We start from the raw sequence: 17,384 nt of genomic DNA, 5'->3' as shown, positions 1-17,384 counted from the left end.
ACACCCGCCGCGCGGCTCAGAACTCGGCGGAGTACCAGGGCTCCCGACCGCTGCGGAAGGCGAGCGAGCAACGCTCCAGCGCGCCCGGCCGCCGCTCGGTGACGCGCCCGGCGAACGCGAGCGATTCCAGGGTCGTGCCTCCCAGGTAGACGGCACCGAGCTCGGTCACCGACAGGCTCAGGTCCACGGGGTCCGTCGTACGGACGCAGGAGACCTGCCCGCCGTCGGCCGACAGCCGGTAGCGACCGGTGTTCCAGGGGCAGAACCGGTCCTCGACCTCGAGGACCACGTCCAGCGCGGTCGCGTAGCGGCGCGCCGCGAGCGCGCGGCCGACGTCGACGAGTCGCACCCACAGGCCGTCGGAGACGGTGACGCGCAGCGCCCGCATGTCGGCGAGCAGGTGCAGCAGCGGCTCGCCGGGCGCCCCGCGGTAGCTGATCCGCGGATGGACGTCGATGTCGATGAGGTAGTGCCACAGCGCCGCGTACGCCTGCCGGCGCACGGTCACCACTTCCCCGACCGCCACTGTGCTCAGCGGGTTCTCGTGACCGCCGCCCCTGAGCCGGTAGAAGGCGTACCCGGTCACCTCGCCACCGGGTTCGGTGTACACGGCGAACCGCAGGGCCGTCGCCCCGTGCCGCGCGTGCTCGGCGTCGTAGAGCCGGTCGTCCCAGAAGGGGCCCGGGCGGTCGATGCGGCCCGGAACCAGCGTCCGCGCGCTCTCGTACAGCTTCTCCAGGACCGGCCGGGCAGCTTGGCGAGGCAGCAGCGACACACTGCCCCGGCCGAGGTCGGCGCCCGGGCGGAACGCCATCGATCGGGTGTCGCCCAGGTAGTCGGCCTGGTACGAGGCGACGCCGTAGCCGAAGCGTTCGTAGATCGCTGCCTCCGAGGCGTTCAGGACGGCGATCGGCTCCCGGCCCGACGCGTACACGTCGTCGAGTTGCCGCCGCATGAGCGAGGTGAGGATGCCGCGCCGCCGGTGCGTGGGGGCCACCCCCACCCAGGCCACGCGGGCGGCCGGCACGACCGCACCGGGCACCGTCAGCGCGCGGGTGTACAGCGCGGCGCCACCGACGGGAAGGCCGTCGTCGAACGCGCCGAGGGTGCGGTCGAGTTCGATCGTGCTCCGCTCGACCGCCAGCTGGGAGGCCGTGCGGTCCTCGCCGTAGGTGTTCGCGATGGCCAGGGCCCAGCTCTCGAACTCGTCGGCGCCGACCGGGCGCAGCGGGTAGGGCGGAAGGGGGGCGGGCGGGACGGAGAACATGTCGGACGTGCTCCTTCCGAATCAGGCGCGGACCTCGGAGCGGTGCGGCGGTGACGGCAGGACGAGCCGGTGGACGACGGCGTCCGGACGGCCGAAGCGGCCACGCGCGTCCGGACCGACGGCAGCGGGCGCCTCCGGGCCGCCGTGCTCATGCGGCTTGACGGGGACCGGGGGAACGGGGTCGTTCAGTTCGACCAGCTTCACCGCGTCGCCGAGCAGGCGCCGGTGCCGCGTGAACAGGGACGGCGGTATCGCACCGCCCCAGACCGTCACGGTGTCCAGCGTACGCAGCCGCTGCGGACCGGACCTGGCCGCCGCCTCCAGGAAGTCGGCGAACAGGTTGGCAGGACAGGTCAGTTGGGTGACCCGGTGTCGTTCCACGAGGCGGGTCAGAGCGTCGGGGCCGGGTGCCTCGTGGTCGTCGGTCATGATCAGCCGCCCGCCGGCAGTGAGCGCCGCCCACAGCCCGACCACGGCGAAGTCGCGGGCAAGCGGCGCTGCCAGGAGGAGGACGGGCGAGCCCGGGCACAGGGCGCGGTACGCCGCCGTCGCGGCGGAAAGCCGGGCGTGCGTGAGGAGGTTGCCGCCCGATGCGGAGCCTTCCGGCGTCGTCGGACGCACCACGCAGGCCGGGTCGCCCGGCGCGTTGCGCGGCAACGGCACCGCCCCGGCGGGGCCCCGCAGGGCGCCGGGGCCTTCGGCGGCCACCGTGGGCAGCGGTGGCAGACCGAGTCCGGTCAGCCGCCGCAGGCCGACGCGGGACGCCACCACGCAGCGCGGCGCCGGCGCGGACAGTGCGGCCTTCAGCACGGGTCGCGGGGCGGACGCGTCGGCACCGGCGTACGCGGCGCCCGCACGCAGCACACCGAGCATCGCGGCGACGGCCGTGGGCGACGGCTCGGCAAGGACGCACACGCGGTCGCCCCGGCCCACCCCCGCCCCGGCCAGCCACCGGGCGATCCACGTCGCCCACCGGTCGAGTTCCCGGTAGGTGACCGCGTCGCCCCCGACGCGTACGGCCGTGCGCGCCGGTACCCGTCCGCAGACGGCGGCCACCACCTCATGTACGGGCGGTCGGGCCCCGACCGTGTCGACATGTTCCCGTGTGGGCATCGGAACCTCCTGCGAAATGCTGCGAGTCGGGACACGCGCGGGGCGCGACATGCCGCGGCCGCGTCAGGCCGGGGCGGCGACCGCCGTCAGGGACTGCCGGATCAGGGCGTGCGGAGGCTCGGAGACCAGGTAGAAGTGATCGCCCCGCACGGTGTGCTCCTCCAGGCCCCCGCGGGTCAGCTCCGCCCAGGGACGCAGATCGGCGTCCTCGTCGGCGTCTCCGGCGATCGTCGTGACCGGGCACCGCACACACAGGCCGGGGCGGGGGGCGTACGCGTGGAACATACGCCCGTCCGCCCGCACATAGGGCAGGACCAGTTCCTGGAACTCCGGGTCGGCGGCCAGCTCGGGATCCGTCCCGCCGAGGGTGAGGAGCCGCTCGACCACCGCGGCGTCGTCGCTGTCCGCCCCCGTGAAGGGCGGCGGGTACGGTGCGTTGCGGGAGCCCGAGGCGAACAGGCGGACCGGCTGGATGTTCCGCGCCTCGAGGGCCGCGGCGGTCTCCAGGGCGATGGGCGCGCCCATGCTGTGCCCGAACAGGGCGATGGGCCGGTCGGCCACCTCCTCGCACGCATCGGCGACCTCGGCGGCCACGGACCGCAGATCGGTCGGCGGCGGCTCGGCGAGTCGCTCGGCACGCCCCGGGTAACAGACCGCGTACACCTCGATCCCCGGCAGGCTGTGCCCCCAGTCACGGAAGAAGGAGGCGGACCCTCCGGCGTGCGGGAAGCAGACGAGCCGTAGGCGGGCGTCCGGGGCGGGGACCTGGCGGCGCAGGATGCGGGCCTTCGTGGTCATGACGCTTCCTCCTGACGTACGGCCCGCCGGCCGGCCCGCAGGGCACGGGCCCGGCGGGCCGCCGCCTGCCGCGCTCGCGCGTCGCGCCCATGCTCCGCCGCCCGGTCCGTCTCGTCGCGCAGCAGCGTGATCTGCGAGGCCACCGTTGTGTGCTGGAACAACGCGACCATGGACGGCCGTTGCCCGGTGTGCCGCTGCAGGGCTTCGCGCAGCTGGTACATGGCGAGCGAATGCCCGCCCAGATCGAAGAAGTTGACGTCAAGGGGCACGTGTGTCCTCTTGAGCACCTCGGCCCAGGCCGCGGTCACCCTGTCGGTCAGCTCGCCCTCGGCGGGCCGGGCGGATTCGAGGGACCGAGAGGGGCCCTCCGGCGCCGCGGCCCGTTCCGCGTCGGCCCGCTCGCGCAGCGCCGCCCGGTCGATCTTGCCGTTGACCGTGCGGGGGAAGTCGTCGAGCACCGTGATCCTCGCGGGCACCATCGCGGCGGGCAGCCGTTCGGCCAGACGTTCCCTGAGAGATGCGGTGTCCGTCCGCCCCGGGGTCACGACGAAGGCCGCCAGGGTGCCGCCGGTGCCGTCCACCACCGCGGCGGCTTCCCGTACTCCCGGCAGCTCGGCCAGGTGCGCCTCCACCGCACCGAGTTCCACACGATGGCCGCGTATCTTGACCTGGTGGTCACGCCGGCCCAGGAACGTCAGCGTGCCGTCCGGCTGCCGGCGCACGAGGTCGCCCGTGCGGTACATGCGGGCCGTGGAGGAGTCGGCGAACGGATCCCGCACGAACGCCTCGGCGGTGGCCTCGGGCCGCCCGTGGTAGCCGCGGCTCACTCCGGCACCGCCGATGTACAGTTCGCCCTCGCCGCCCGGGGGCACCGGGTGCAGCTCGTCGTCCAGGACGTAGAGCCGGGAACCGGGCACCGGACGGCCGATCGAGACCGGCCCCGGGGCCTCGAAGCGGTGGTAGCTGGCCCATACGGTCGCCTCGGTCGGCCCGTACTCGTTGACGAGCACGGTCTGTCCGGTGCGCAGGGCGAAGTGCCGCTCGACCAGCTCGGGCGGGAGTGGTTCGCCGGCGACGATCACGGTTTCCAGCGTGCACAGCCGGGCGGTGCCGAGCCGCGAGGCCGCGTCCAGCAGGACGCTGTACAGGGAGGGCACGCACAGCAGGTGGGTCACCTCGTGACGCTCCACCAGCTCGACCAGGCGCTCGGGGTCTTTGATGTCGTCGGCACCGGCCACGATCAGGCAGCCGCCGGCCGTGAGTGTGCCCCAGAGTCCTGCCACGGACGAGTCGAAGGCCAGCGGGGAGACGAGGAGAAAGACCGGCCGGCCCGGGTAGACCATGCGGCGTGCCGCGGTGGAGGCGGCCAGCTGGCCGTGCTCGACGACGACTCCTTTCGGTTCCCCGGTGCTGCCCGAGGTGTAGATCAGGTAGGCCGCGTCCTGTTCGCGCACCGACGCGGCCGGAAACCGGATCGCGCTCCCGCTGCCGCCTTCCTGCTCTGCCTCGCAGTCGGCCGCGATCACCGGTACGCCCGGAGCGGGCAGGCGTTCACCGGTCGTGCCGGCGGTCACGACGGCGCTCACCCCGGCGTCCCGCAGGACGGCCATGATGCGCCGGTCGGGGTGGGCGGGGTCGACGGGGACGTAGGCGGCCCCGCACCTCAGGACGGCCAGGATCGCGGCCACCATGGCGGTGGACGGCTCGGCGAGCACTCCGACCAGGGACCCGGGCCCGACGCCCGCGTCAGCCAGGCGGGCGGCCGTCCGGTCGGCCCAGGCGCTGAGTTCGCCGTAGCTGATGTCGCTCGCGCCGGCGCGGACGGCGGGGCGGTCGGGCGACTGCGCGGCGATCCGGCCCACCAGTTCGTGAACCGGGGGCAGTGGTCCGGCGGGCAGCGGTTCGCCGAGTTCCGCGGTGCGGTGTGCCATCAGGACTCCTCTGCTGGTTGTGCTGGCCGGTGACTCAGGACACGACGTTGGCAATCGATATTGTCAGGCTAGTCATAAGAATGGCAACCTATTGCCGAACTTGGAAAAGGGCGCCCCGACGCGCCCTCCCGCTTCCGTAGACTCATGGGAAAGGCAAGGACGATGACCGAGACTCTGCTGCCGCAGACCGGCGTGACCGTCACGCCGTTGACCCCGAACATCGGTGCCCGGATCGACGGCGTGGACGCGAGCGGTCCGCTGGACGACGCCACGGTCGCCCGGTTGCGCGCCGCGCTCCTCGAGCACAAGGTGATCTTCCTGCGTGATCAGGACCTCGACTACGAGGCCCAGGCCGCCTTCGCCCGGCGCTTCGGCAAACTGACCCTGGGACACCCGATCTACGACGCCCCCGACGGCCGTCCCAACCTGCGGGAGATGGACTCCAAGCAGGGCACCCGCGCCAATCACTGGCACACCGACCTCACGTTCATCGAGCGCCCGCCGGCCTTCGCGTTCCTGCACAGCAAGGTCATCCCGCCGGTGGGCGGAGACACCGTCTGGGCCAACGCCGCGATCGCCTACCAGAGCATGCCCGCGGAACTGCGCGACTTCGCCGACCGGCTGCGGATCGTGCACAGCAACGACTGCGACTTCACCGACGACACCGTCATCGAGCGCGGGCACTACATCGCCACGCCCTACGAGGCCGAGCACCCCGCGGTGCGCGTCCACCCCGAGACCGGGGAGCGCTCGCTGCTGCTCGGCGGCTTCGCCCGACGGGTGGTGGGCTATGGCCCCGAGGCGTCCCGTGAGGTGATCCGGCTGCTGCAGGGTTACCTGACCCGGCCGGAGCACACCGTCCGCTGGCAGTGGCGGGTCGGTGACATCGCCATCTGGGACAACCAGGCCACGGCGCACTATGCGATCTACGACTACGGGAACCAGTACCGGCGCGGCGAGCGCCTCACCGTAGTCGCCCCGGTACCCGTCGGGGTCGACGGCCGACCGAGCGAGGCGCTGCGCGGTGACACCACGGCGTACAGCACGGGCCGTGACTGACCCCGGAAGGCCCGGGCCGGCGCCGCGGTCCGGACAGCAGACACGGCAAGCCCCGTACGGTAGCTGGGACTCGCCGATCAGCGCGGCCGTCGCGGCGGCGGGCGAGACGCGCACCGAGTGGGCCGCCTTCGTCGGCGAGGAGGTGTGGTGGACCGAGACCCGGCCGGCCGAGGGCGGCCGCACCGCCCTGGTGCGCCGCACCTCGGACGGCGCCACCGCCGAGGCGCTCGGCCCGCAGTGGGACGTCCGCACTCGTGTCATCGAGTACGGCGGCAGGCCCTGGCTCCCGCTCGGAGACGGACCCGAAGCGGGATGTGTGTTCACCCACTGGGCCGACCAGCAGGTGTACCGGGCGGTCCCTGGTGCCGCTCCGCGGCCGATCAGTCCGGAGCCTGTGCTGCGCCAGGGCGCCCGCTACTGCGACTTCATCCGGGTCGGGGACGAGGTGTGGTGCCTGCGCGAGGAGGTCACGGGCACCCACCCGGCCGATGTGCGCAGGGAGTTGGTCGCGCTCCCGCTCGACGGTGGCGCCGCGCGAGACCCGGCGGCGGTGCGGGTACTCGGGGCGAGCCACCACTTCATGACCGGGCCCAAGGTGTCGCCCGACGGTACCCAGGTGTGCTGGCTCGGCTGGGACCACCCGGCCATGCCGTGGGACGGCACCGTGGTGATGTGCGCTCCGGTCGGCCCCGACGGCGTGCTGGGGCAGGCCCGCGAGGTGGCGGGCGGGCCCGGCATCTCGGTGAGCCAGGTGGAATGGGCTCCCGACCGGCCCGGCACCCTGTACGTCCTCAGCGACCAGGACGGCTGGTGGAACCTGTACGAGCTGACCCCCGGCGGCGCCGGCCGGGGCCGGGCCCTTTGCCCGCGCGCAGAGGAGTTCGGCGACGCGCTGTGGAGCATCGGGGCACGGTGGTTCTTCCCCGGCGCCGGGGGACAGCTGTTCGTGGCCCACGGCACGGGCGGGCGCCGTCTCGCGGTCCTGGAGGCCGACGGCACACTGCGGGACGTGGCGGGCGCCGAGCGGTTCACCGAGTGGGCCGTACTGGCCACCGACGGCCGCAGACTCGTTGCGACGGCCGGGGGGCCGCGCAGTCCGGTCGCCCTGCTGCTGGTCGACACCGACCGGGACGATCCGGTGGCCGGAGCCGAGGTGCTGCACGCGCCGGACAGCACGTACGCCGACTATCTGTCACCGGGCTACCACGCCGTCTTCACAGGCGAGGACGGCGAGGAGGTGCACGCCTACGTCTACCCGCCTTACCATCCCGGACGCACCGGCGAGGACGGCGAGCTGCCGCCCTTCCTGGTGCAGGCGCACGGCGGCCCGACCACCCGCAGCAGGCTGGTGGCCGATCTGTCGGTCGCCTTCTTCACCAGCCGCGGCATCGGTGTGGTGGATGTGCAGTACGGCGGCTCCACCGGTTTCGGCCGGCACTACCGGGACCGGCTGCGCGGTCAGTGGGGCGTGGTCGATGTGCGCGACTGCGCGACCGCGGCCCGTGCGCTGGTGGCCCAAGGCCTGGCCGACCCAGGCCGGCTGGGGATCCGCGGAGGCAGCGCCGGAGGCTGGACCGCGGCCGCCTCCCTGGTCGCGGAGCCGGAGCTGTACCGCGTCGCGGGCATCTACTATCCGCTGCTGGATCCCGAGGGGTGGAGCGAACGCGGCACGCATGACTTCGAGTCGCGTTATCTGGACAGCCTGGTCGGTCCCTGGCCTGAGGCCGCGGCCCGCTATGCGCGGGTGTCCCCGCTGCGCGGCGCCCACCGGGTCCGGGCGCCCTTCGTGCTCCTCCAGGGCCTGGACGACCCGGTGTGTCTGCCGGTCCAGGCCGAGACGTTCCTGGAGCGGTTGCGGGAGGGCGAGGTGCCGTACGCGTACCTCACCTTCCCCGGCGAACAGCACGGCTTCCGCCGTGCGGAGACGATCGTCTCCTGCCTGCACGCCGAACTGTCCGCCTGCGCCCAGGTCTTCGGCTTCACGGCGCCGGGCGTTCCCCGGGTGGAGCTGAAGACTCGGCCGCGGGCCGGGCGCGCCGAGGAGTACGCGTAGCCGCCCACCACCGCAAGAGCAACGGCCGTGGCCCACGGACCTCTACCGTGGGCCACGGCCTTAGCCGTCGGCGGGGCCGGGCCGGATCAGCCGGCCGTGGGGGCGGGTGCCGACTCGCCCTGCGCGAGGCGGCGCACCAGCTCGCTCTGGCCCTCCAGCGTCCGGGCGAGCAGCAGTTCACGCATGGGCACTGTGACGCCCAGCTCGGTCCGCAGCTTCCGGGCCAGCCGGGTGACGAGCAAGGAGTCGCCGCCCAGCAGGAAGAAGTCGGCCTTCTCGTCGAGGTTGTCGTGGCCGAGCAGCTCACGCCACACCCGGGTGAGCCGCGCGGCCACGTCGGTGACGGCGGCGCGGCGCGGCCCGGGTGTGTCGGGTGCCGTCGTGTCCTCGGCCCGCCCGGTCGCGGGTCCGGCCGGATCGGGGCCGGCGGCCACCGGCCGCGCAAGTGCCTCCGGAGCGATCCGGCGCGGTCCGGCACAGGGATAACCGGGCAGCCGGACCAGCTCACCGGCACCGCACATGCTCTCCAGATCCAGCGGCTGGCCCATGGTCCACAGGGTGCCGAGCGCCGTGAGGACCTGCCGGCCGGCCGGTGTCTCGCGGCCGTCGGCCAGGGGCACCGCCGTCAGGTCCGCGGCGGTGGCCGCAGCCGACAGCGCGCGGCCCGGACCGGCCTCCACCACCACCGCGCCGGGCAGGTGCGCGGCGAGCGCGCCGAGCGCCGACGCGAACCGCACGGTGGCGCGCGTGCGTTCGGCGAGACCGAGCGGGTCGGCAGGCTCTCCCGCGAGGACCAGCCGGCCGTCGGTGGTGGCCCACGGCACAGCGGGCGGTCGTACGGTGATCCGGGCCAGCTCCTCGGCGAGCGGGCCCATGGCGGGCTCGACGAGGGACGAGTGGAAGGCGTGGCTGGTGCGCAGCCGCCGGACGTGCACCTGCCCCGCCAGCCACGCCTCGAACGCGTCGGCCGTCTCCCGGGTGCCCGCGACGACGCAGCTCTCGCGGGAGTTGACGGCGGACATCTCCATCTCGAGCCCCGAGGCGGTGATCAGCGCGCGTGCCTCGTTCTCACCGCAGCCGAGGGAGAGCATGGCCCCGGGCGGGCAGTCCTGCAAGAGGCGTCCGCGCAACACGACCAGCCGGGCCGCGTCCGGCAGTGCCAGTACGCCGGCCACGCAGGCTGCGGTGATCTCGCCGAGGCTGTGGCCGATCACCCCCGCGGTGGCCACACCGAGCCGGCGCAGCGCGGTGGCGGCCGCGTACTCCACGGCGAACAGGGCGGGTTGGGCCAGCCGCGTCTGTGCCAGCTCGCCCTCGGGGAAGCCGGGGTCGGACAGCGCCCGTGCGAGGACGCCGGCCGTGCCGGGGTCGAACGCGTCGAGGCACTCCCCGAGAGCCGCCGGAAAACCGGGCAGGGCCTCGCTGAAGGGCACCGCCATGCCGGGTCGTTGGGCCCCCTGCCCGGGGAACGCCAGGATCACCGGGGCGGGCCTGGCCGGCGGGCGGCTGCCGCGCACCACCCCGGCGCCGGTGGCCAGGCGCTCGGCGATCTCCGCGGAGGTCGCGCCCGCCACCGCGAGCCGTTCGCCGAGCGCGGCTCGCCCGGTCGCCAGGGTCCGGGCGACGTCGGCCGCGCGCGGTGTGTGCGTGGCCAGGTGGCGGCCGAGGCGCTCGGCCGAACGGTCCAGCGCCGTCCCGTCCGCCGCCGACAGCAGGACCAGGTGTCCCGCGGGTGACACACCCGCTTCTTCCGGGCGGATCACCCGTGACGGGGGGCGTTCGACGATCACATGCGCGTTGGTGCCGCCGACGCCGAAGGAGCTGACTCCGGCCCGGCGCGGCTCGGGGCCCTGCCACGGGGTGGCCCGCGTCGGCACGTACAGCGGGCAGTCCTCCGTCTCCAGCAGCAGATTGAGCCGGCTGAACCCGGCCAGTGGTGGCACGACGCCGTCCCGTACCACCAGCAGGGCCTTGATCAGTCCGGCGAGTCCCGCCGCGTTGTCGAGGTGCCCGGTGTTCGCCTTCAGGGCCCCGATCGGGATCTGGCCGCGACGCGCGCCCGCCGCGCGCAGGGCACCGGAGGCCGCTGACCACTCGATGGGGTCGCCGATGCGGGTGCCGGTACCGTGTGTCTCGAGGTATCCGATGCTCGCGCCGTCCACGTCGGCCGCTTCGAGAGCGGCCCGGATCGCGGCCTGCTGGCCGTCGACGGACGGGGCGTAATAGCCGGCCTTCGCGGCACCGTCGTTGTTGACCGCCGTACCGAGGACGAGCCCGTAGGGCTCGGGGCCCGTCGCGAGCACGTCGTCGAGACGGCGCAGTACGACGCAGGCGACACCGGAACCGGCGACCACACCGTCGGCCTGCTCGTCGAAGGGCCGGCAGTGCCCGGAGGCGGAGTGGATGCCGCCGGGCACTCGCAGATGACCGGCCTGGGGGTGGGCCAAGCCCGCGGCGACCACGAGCGCCTGGTCGCACTCGCCGGCCAGCAGCCCCTGGACGGCCATGTGCACAGCGACCAGCGACGAGGAGCAGGCCGTCTGCACGGCCAGTGCCGGCCCGGACAGATTGAGTCGGTAGGCGATGGTGCTCGCCAGGAAGTCGGGCGCACAGCCGTGCAGGGCGTCCTCGATCGTCAGGGCGTCCAGCCGGCCTGAGGCGATCATGCGGTGCAGATAACCGGAGGCGCTGGCGGAGGCGTACACGCCGGTCACCAGGCCGGTGTCGACAGGATTGACGGCCGCGTCCTCCAGCGCCGTCCACGCGCACTCCAGCATCAGACGCAGCTGTGGATCCATCATCTCCGCCTCGCGCGGGCTCACCCGGAACAGGTCGTTCTCGAAGCGGTCGGCGTCCGGCAGACGGCCGTGTACCGGCACGAAGTCCGGGTCGTCCGCGAGGCTCTCGGGCACCCCGGCGGCGACGAGTCGCCGCCGGTCGTAGCGAGTCGTGAGCACCCGGCCCGCCTTCAGGGCATCCCACCACTCGGCCAGGTCCGACACCCCCGGGAACCGGCCTGAGACGCCGGTCACGGCAATGTCGAGGGAACGGTCGCGTGCCATGTCATCACCTTCACTGCAAAGGGCCGCTCTAGCCGGGCGGAAGAGCGGTGGACCGGTTCCCGCCCCGGCGAGGCGCTGTGGAAGACCGATCACGACGCCAGGTTGCCAGAATAGGCAACTTTCTGACAACATCCTTGCCAACGTCTGGCTGGGCGGGGCAGCGTGACACATGGCCTTCACCCCTGGCGAGATCCCTGGCGACCCATGGCAATGAAGGGGAGAGACAGACCATGCGACCGGATCCGCGATGGACCGCAGGCCTCCCGAACACCGCCCCGCCAGGCGGGCTGCACGAAACGTTCGGCCGCTGGGCCCGCGCCCGGCCCACAGCCGCCGCGCTCGTCGAAGGCGATCGCGTGGTGACCTACGACCACCTGGACCGCATGTCGGACGCCTGGGCCGCGGACCTGGCCGAGGAGGGTGCGGGCCGCGGCGACGTGGTGCCCATCCTGCTTCCCCGCAGCATCGATCTGGTCACCGCGCTCCTCGCGGTGCTCAAGACGGGCGCCGCCTACTGCCTGCTCCCGCCGGACTGGCCCGCGCGGCGGCTGCGGGACGTGCTCACCCAGTTGAGCCCGCCGCTCCTGATCGCCCGCGCGGATCGGGATGTACCCGTACCGCCCCCGACCCGCGTCTGGTCGCCACCCGCGAAAACGCCCGCGGCCTCGCCCGGGTTCCGCCCCGCCCAGGTGGACTCCGCCGACCCCGCCTGTGTCTTCTTCACCTCCGGAACGACGGGCCGGCCCAAGGGAGTTCTCAGCCCGCACCGCGCGACGGCACGCCTCTTCCGGCCCGGCACTTTCGCCCGCTTCGACACCGGCACGGTGATGCCGCTGGCCGCCGCCACCCCGTGGGACGCCTTCTCCCTCGAGCTGTGGTCGGTGCTCCTGAACGGCGGCACCTCGGTGATCGTGACGGACGCCTACCTGTCGGCGGCGGCACTCTCCGCCGCCGTCTCCCGGCACGGAGCCGACACCGTCTGGCTCACCAGCAGCTTGTTCAACATGATCGTGGACGAGGCGCCGGACAGCTTTCGCGGACTGAGCCAGGTGGCGGTCGGCGGCGAGCGGCTCTCGGCCGGTCACGTCCGCCGCTTCCTGCGCCGCCATCCCGAAATCGTGCTCCTCAACGGCTACGGACCGGTGGAGAGCACCGTGTTCGCCACCACCCACCGCATCACCGAAGCAGACTGCGACCACCCCTCGGGCATTCCCCTGGGCCGGCCCGTGCCCGGGACCGAGGTCCACATCCTGGACGGCACGCGGCCGTGCGCGGTGGGCGAGACCGGCGAGATCTGCCTCGCGGGCGATGGCCTCGCGCTGGAGTACATCGCCGACCCCGTTCTCACCGCCGCCAAGTTCGAACAGGTGCGCCTCGACGGCCGGCCGGTGCGCGTCTACCGGACGGGCGACCTGGGGCACTGGAGCGAGGACGGCCTGCTCCGCTTCGACGGCCGGGCCGACCGGCAGCTGAAGATCCGCGGCCACCGCGTCGAGCCCGCCGAGGTCGAGCGCCAGATCGAACGGCTGCTCGCGGGCGTACGCCAGTGCCGGGTCCTGCCCCGAGGCGACGCCGCCGACGGCAGCCTCGAACTCGTCGCGTTCTGCGTGCCCGTACGCCCCGGGGACCCCCTGGACGACGCCCTCGGCGTGCTGCACGCATCCCTCGTCGCCCACCAGCGCCCGGCCGCCGTGGTGTCCGTCGAGGCGTTCCCGGTGACCGCCCGGGGCAAACTGGACGAGCGGGCGCTGCTGGCGCTGGCACCGCCCTCCCCGGCCTGGCCCGGCCCCGTCGACGGCACCCGCCCGCAGGACATCCACGATCCGGTGCTGCGTGCCGTGGCCGAGGCGTTCGCCGACGTGCTCGGACGCGAGGCGGTACCCCTCGACACGCCGTTCATCCGACTCGGCGGGACCTCCCTCGGCGCCGGCCGGCTGTGTGCCCGGCTGGCCGCCCTGCTCGCGCGGCCCGTCCCGGTCTCCTGGCTCTACGAGCACCCGACGGCCGCCGCACTCGCCGCACGGCTGACCGAGCCGGCCCGGCCCGAGACGCCGGCGGTGTGCCCGGACCCGGTCGACGTACCGCTGACCCCCATGCAAGTGGTCTACCTGACCCGTCAGCTGCGCGACCCGGACGACCTGACCGGGCACTGCCTGCTCACCTGGGTGATCGAGGGGGAGCTGGACGTTCACGCCCTGGATGAGGCCGTGACCGCGGTCCACGAGCGGCACGGGGCCCTGCGGGCCGAGTACCTGCTCGACCCGAGTCCGGTCGTCCGGCCGGGAGACGTACCCGCACCGCCACTGGAGGTCCTGCCCGAGGCCGACGGCGTGGCGGACGCGGTGGCCACGCTGCGGTCCCACTTCGCCGAGCCGCTCTTCCCGGACGTCGGGGAGGTGTGGCGCACCGCGCTGGTACCGGTCCGCGCCACCGAGGCGGCGCACAGCACGGCGGTGTTCGGCTGTGCGGTGCACCACGTCGCGTTCGACGGGTGGTCCGAGCAGGTCCTCGCCGCCGACCTCGCCGCCGCGTACCGGGCTGGTCCCCGGCCGGGGCGGCTGTGCACCCCGGCCGCGGCAATCGGCCCGCGTCCGTCGCTCACCGCGGTGCACCGCCTGCGGCTCCAGCGCCGACGGCAGGTCGAACTGACGTCCCAACGCGACTACCTGGCAGAGGAGTTGGTGGACGTACCGCCTTTGTGCTGGCCTGTCGCCCCGACCGTGCCCGAACCGGGAGCCCCGGGCCGGTTCGAGCGGCACCTGCCCGGCTCGGTGGTCGAGCGCGTCGACACCGTGGCCGCAGAGACGGGGGTCACCCGCTTCGTGGTCCTCCTCCAGCTGTGGGCCGCCGGCCTGGCCGAGGTCACCGGCCAACGGGACTTCGCGCTGGGCGTCCCCGTCGCCCAGCGGGACGCGGCCGAACTGGAACACGCCATCGGCTGCCACATCAACATGCTCTGCCTGCGCATGCGCGGCGCGGCGCTGGGCAGTGGAGCCGCCGCCCTGGCACACGCCGGGCGTATCGCCTCGCGCGCCTTCGCCGCCCAGGACGTGCCGTTCCCGGAGGTGCTGTCCTGCCTCGGCCCGCCCCGTGACAACCGCCCGCCGCTCTACCAGACCCTCTTCGCCTGTCAGGACAACGCGACGCCCCGACTGGTCCTTGCCGGCGCCCGCACCGCATTCGTGCGCCAGCCCTATCTCGACCTCCCCCTCGAACTGCATGCAGAACTCTGGCCGGCGGACGAGGGCGGGCTGTGTCTGGACGTCTCCTACCGGCCGGACACGGTCGCCGAGAGCACGGCCCGGGACCTGGCCAAGCTCTTCCTCGAACGCGTGCACACCCTCGCCGCAGGAGCCCCGTCATGACCACCGCTCTCGAGTCACCCGCACGACTCACCGACCCCGAACTCCATGCCACCGGTGACCCCCACGGGCTGTGGGCGTGGATGCGCGCGCACGCCCCCGTCCACTGGCAGCCGGCCGGCTCCGTGCCCGGCTTCTGGTCGCTGACCCGCTACGAGGACATCCGCGCCGTCTACCGGGATGCTGCCACGTTCAGCTCGGCGCACGGGGTGCTGCTCCGCGGCCTCGAACTCGGCGACGACCCGGGCGGCGGACTCACCCTCGCCCTCACCGACGCGCCGCGTCACAAACAGCTGCGCTCGCTGATCGGCGACTGGTTCAACACCCGGGCCGTACGCGCCCTGGAGGGCTACGTCCGCGCCGCCACCCGCGGCGTGCTGGAGCGCGCGCTGGACCTCGGGTCCTGCGACTTCGCCCATGACGTCGCCGGCCGGCTGTCCCTCTCCGTCATCTGCCACATCCTTGGGGTCCCCGAACGCGACCACGAGGCCCTCTACGAGTGGACCAACGAGGCGTTCGAGGCCCACACCTCGCTCGTCGCCCATCCACGGCTGCTGGAGTACTTCGAGGAACTCATCTTCCGGCGCATGGAGGAGCCGTCCGACGACCTGGTCGGCGCGCTCGTCAACGGCACCGTGGGCGGCGATCTGCTGACCGAGGAGGAAGTGGTCCTCAACTGCGAGAACCTCATCGGGGCGACGGAAAACGGGCGCCTGGCACTCATCGGCGGCATGCAGGCGTTCCTGGAGCATCCGCAGCAGTGGCAGCGGCTGCGTGAGGACCGCGTCCTGATGTCCGGGGCGATCGAGGAGATACTGCGCTGGACCTCCAGCGCCACGCACAGCATGCGTGTCGCCACCAGGCCGGTCGAGATCCGCGGCGAGTCCATCGCGGCGGGGGACCGTGTCGTGCTGTGGCTGCCCTCCGCCAACCGCGACGAGGATGTCTTCGACGACCCGTACCGGTTCGACATCGCCCGCAGCCCCAACCGACACATCGCGCTGGCCGCCGGTGAGCACTTCTGTATCGGCTCGACCCTGGCCCGGGCCGAGATGCGCGTGCTGTTCTCGGAGCTGCTCGACACGGTCCACCGCGTCGAACCGGACGGCCCCGTGCGGCGTCTGCGCTCCATCGCCGTCAACGGACCGGAGTGCCTGCCGGTGCGCCTCGCCGCTGCATGACGGCCACGACGGCCCACCCCCGCCCCACCACACCCTTGCCGATCCGCGAAGGAGTCCCCATGACCGAGCACCGCACGCGCGGCCGGCTCACCCACCTCTCCGATCCCGAAGGGGTCGCCCCCAGCTCCGGCTACACGCACGTGGTCACCGGGACCGGAAGGCTGGCCGCGGTCTCCGGGCAGATGCCGTTCGATGCCTCCGGCGAGCTGGTCGGCGCCGACGACCCCACCGCGCAGGCGCGGCAGGTCTTCCGGAACATGGAGCGGTGCCTCACCGCCGTCGGTGCCACCTTCGCCCACGTCATGAAGCTCACCTACTTCGTCACCGACATCGCGCACGTCCCGCAGATCCTCGCCGCGCGTGACGAGTTCATCGACACCGCGCGCCCGCCGGCCAGCACGGTCGTACAAGTGGTCGCCCTGTATCGCCCCGACCTTCTCCTGGAGGTCGACGCGCTCGCCCTGCTGAGTGCCGAGTGAGCGGCGCCATGACCACCACACCCGTGTCCCGCCGGCAGCGGGGTCGGCAGGCAGTGCCGCCCCGCTTCGACCGCGAACTGGCCGGCCCGCTCGGCGAGATCCTCGCCGAACTGCCGATGCCGCTCACCCCCGGCCTGGTGGCGGACCGCCGTCAGCGGTCCCTCGTCGGTCGTCTGACCGATGAGCAGATCCGCCGTGGCGGAACGTTCGAGATCGAGGAACGGACCGTCCCCGGTCCGCCCGGCGCCCCCAGCATCGCCCTCCTGATCTGCCGCCCGACGGCCGCCACCGGACCGGTCCCGGTGATCTACCACACGCACGGCGGCGGCATGGTGGCCGGCAGCCACCGCAGCACCGAGCTGGCCGGGGAACTGGACCGCGCCCAGGACCTCGGCCTGGCGGTGGTGTCCGTCGAGTACCGTCTGGCCCCGGAGCATCCCGACCCCGCTCCGGTGGAGGACTGCTACGCCGGACTGTGCTGGCTTGCCGAACACGCCGTGGCCGAGGGCTTCGACCCCCAGCGCATCGTCCTCAGCGGCAACAGCGCGGGCGGTGCGCTCGCGGCGGGCCTGGCTCTGCTCAGCCGGGACCGGTCCGGACCCCGTCCGGCGGGCCAGATGCTCCAGTTCCCGATGCTCGACGACCGCTGTGACACGTTCTCCTCGGGGCAGATGGAGCGCGTGGGCCTGTGGGACGGACTGTCCAACCAGGCGGGCTGGCGGGCCCTGCTGGGCGACCGGTGCGGCACACCGGACGTCTCCTGCTACGCCGCGCCCGCCCGTGCCACGACGGTGGCGGGGCTGGCTCCCGCCTTCATCGAGGTCGGCTCGGTGGAGGCCCTGCGCGACGAGGGCATCGTCTACGCGACCCGGATCTGGGAGGCGGGCGGCGAAGCCGAACTGCACGTATGGTCCGGTGCGTTCCACAGTTTCGACGAATGGGTGCCGCACGCCGTCGTCTCACGCACAGCGCACCAGGCCCGCACCGGCTGGCTACGGAGGATACTGCCACGCTGAGGCCCCGGTGGCACCGAAGTCTCACCACCCGCCGCCCGGCATCACCCGGCCCTGTCGCTTCGT

At 73.4% G+C, this 17,384-nt stretch carries 11 protein-coding genes; 6 read left to right on the top strand and 5 right to left on the bottom strand.

All coding sequences use genetic code 11. The annotated features are described in order from the left end of the window. Positions 1-16: 16 nt before the first annotated feature. The 4 genes from ABZ919_RS06400 to ABZ919_RS06385 form a co-directional block, all read right to left on the bottom strand. Entirely contained in the window at positions 17-1,267 is a 1,251-nt protein-coding gene (locus tag ABZ919_RS06400) for a GNAT family N-acetyltransferase (protein WP_361243390.1), read from the bottom strand. 21 nt (positions 1,268-1,288) lie between these two features. Further along, positions 1,289-2,380: an AMP-binding protein gene (locus ABZ919_RS06395; protein WP_361243388.1), complete on the bottom strand. Its 1,092-nt coding sequence runs from the start codon at positions 2,378-2,380 to the stop codon at positions 1,289-1,291. 63 nt (positions 2,381-2,443) lie between these two features. After that, positions 2,444-3,178: an alpha/beta fold hydrolase gene (locus tag ABZ919_RS06390; RefSeq protein WP_361243386.1), complete on the bottom strand. Its 735-nt coding sequence runs from the start codon at positions 3,176-3,178 to the stop codon at positions 2,444-2,446. Further along, entirely contained in the window at positions 3,175-5,109 is a 1,935-nt protein-coding gene (locus ABZ919_RS06385) for a non-ribosomal peptide synthetase (RefSeq protein ID WP_361243384.1), read from the bottom strand. Before ABZ919_RS06385 ends, ABZ919_RS06390 begins: the two co-directional genes overlap by 4 nt. 162 nt (positions 5,110-5,271) lie before the next feature. On the opposite strand from ABZ919_RS06385, the gene ABZ919_RS06380 reads away from it, so the two are divergent. Next, complete coding sequence (locus ABZ919_RS06380) at positions 5,272-6,168, top strand: TauD/TfdA family dioxygenase (RefSeq protein ID WP_361243383.1); 897 nt, start codon at positions 5,272-5,274, stop codon at positions 6,166-6,168. Beyond that, positions 6,161-8,221 (top strand): prolyl oligopeptidase family serine peptidase, encoded by a 2,061-nt coding sequence (locus tag ABZ919_RS06375; protein ID WP_361243381.1) that lies wholly within the window; start codon positions 6,161-6,163, stop codon positions 8,219-8,221. Before ABZ919_RS06380 ends, ABZ919_RS06375 begins: the two co-directional genes overlap by 8 nt. A gap of 86 nt (positions 8,222-8,307) precedes the next feature. Here ABZ919_RS06375 and ABZ919_RS06370 read toward each other — a convergent pair whose 3' ends face one another. Then, the gene (locus tag ABZ919_RS06370; protein WP_361243379.1) at positions 8,308-11,283 is read right to left on the bottom strand and encodes a type I polyketide synthase; all 2,976 of its coding nucleotides are present in this window, start codon (positions 11,281-11,283) and stop codon (positions 8,308-8,310) included. Between the two features lie 287 nt (positions 11,284-11,570). Here ABZ919_RS06370 and ABZ919_RS06365 point away from each other — a divergent pair, with 287 nt between their 5' ends. From ABZ919_RS06365 to ABZ919_RS06350, 4 genes are read left to right on the top strand one after another with little or no spacing between them, the layout of a single operon-like run. Continuing rightward, positions 11,571-14,648: an amino acid adenylation domain-containing protein gene (locus ABZ919_RS06365; protein WP_361243498.1), complete on the top strand. Its 3,078-nt coding sequence runs from the start codon at positions 11,571-11,573 to the stop codon at positions 14,646-14,648. Then, the gene (locus ABZ919_RS06360; protein ID WP_361243377.1) at positions 14,645-15,826 is read left to right on the top strand and encodes a cytochrome P450; all 1,182 of its coding nucleotides are present in this window, start codon (positions 14,645-14,647) and stop codon (positions 15,824-15,826) included. Before ABZ919_RS06365 ends, ABZ919_RS06360 begins: the two co-directional genes overlap by 4 nt. Before the next feature lie 59 nt (positions 15,827-15,885). Continuing rightward, the gene (locus tag ABZ919_RS06355; RefSeq protein WP_361243375.1) at positions 15,886-16,305 is read left to right on the top strand and encodes a RidA family protein; all 420 of its coding nucleotides are present in this window, start codon (positions 15,886-15,888) and stop codon (positions 16,303-16,305) included. An 8-nt stretch (positions 16,306-16,313) separates the two neighbouring features. Further along, the gene (locus ABZ919_RS06350; RefSeq protein WP_361243374.1) at positions 16,314-17,321 is read left to right on the top strand and encodes an alpha/beta hydrolase; all 1,008 of its coding nucleotides are present in this window, start codon (positions 16,314-16,316) and stop codon (positions 17,319-17,321) included. Positions 17,322-17,384: the final 63 nt, after the last annotated feature.

Origin of the sequence: Streptomyces sp. NPDC046759 (genome assembly GCF_040645475.1) — a bacterium.
Classification (GTDB): domain Bacteria; phylum Actinomycetota; class Actinomycetes; order Streptomycetales; family Streptomycetaceae; genus Streptomyces.
This window is presented reverse-complemented; position numbering and strand designations above follow the sequence as displayed.

Excerpts from the sequence above, each read along its gene's own strand:
- ABZ919_RS06400 (WP_361243390.1), bottom strand. The coding sequence starts at position 1,267 with ATGTTCTCCGTCCCGCCCGCCCCCCTTCCGCCCTACCCGCTGCGCCCG.
- ABZ919_RS06395 (WP_361243388.1), bottom strand. The coding sequence starts at position 2,380 with ATGCCCACACGGGAACATGTCGACACGGTCGGGGCCCGACCGCCCGTA.
- ABZ919_RS06390 (WP_361243386.1), bottom strand. The coding sequence starts at position 3,178 with ATGACCACGAAGGCCCGCATCCTGCGCCGCCAGGTCCCCGCCCCGGAC.
- ABZ919_RS06385 (WP_361243384.1), bottom strand. The coding sequence starts at position 5,109 with ATGGCACACCGCACCGCGGAACTCGGCGAACCGCTGCCCGCCGGACCA.
- ABZ919_RS06380 (WP_361243383.1), top strand. The coding sequence starts at position 5,272 with ATGACCGAGACTCTGCTGCCGCAGACCGGCGTGACCGTCACGCCGTTG.
- ABZ919_RS06370 (WP_361243379.1), bottom strand. The coding sequence starts at position 11,283 with ATGGCACGCGACCGTTCCCTCGACATTGCCGTGACCGGCGTCTCAGGC.
- ABZ919_RS06360 (WP_361243377.1), top strand. The coding sequence starts at position 14,645 with ATGACCACCGCTCTCGAGTCACCCGCACGACTCACCGACCCCGAACTC.
- ABZ919_RS06355 (WP_361243375.1), top strand. The coding sequence starts at position 15,886 with ATGACCGAGCACCGCACGCGCGGCCGGCTCACCCACCTCTCCGATCCC.
- ABZ919_RS06350 (WP_361243374.1), top strand. The coding sequence starts at position 16,314 with ATGACCACCACACCCGTGTCCCGCCGGCAGCGGGGTCGGCAGGCAGTG.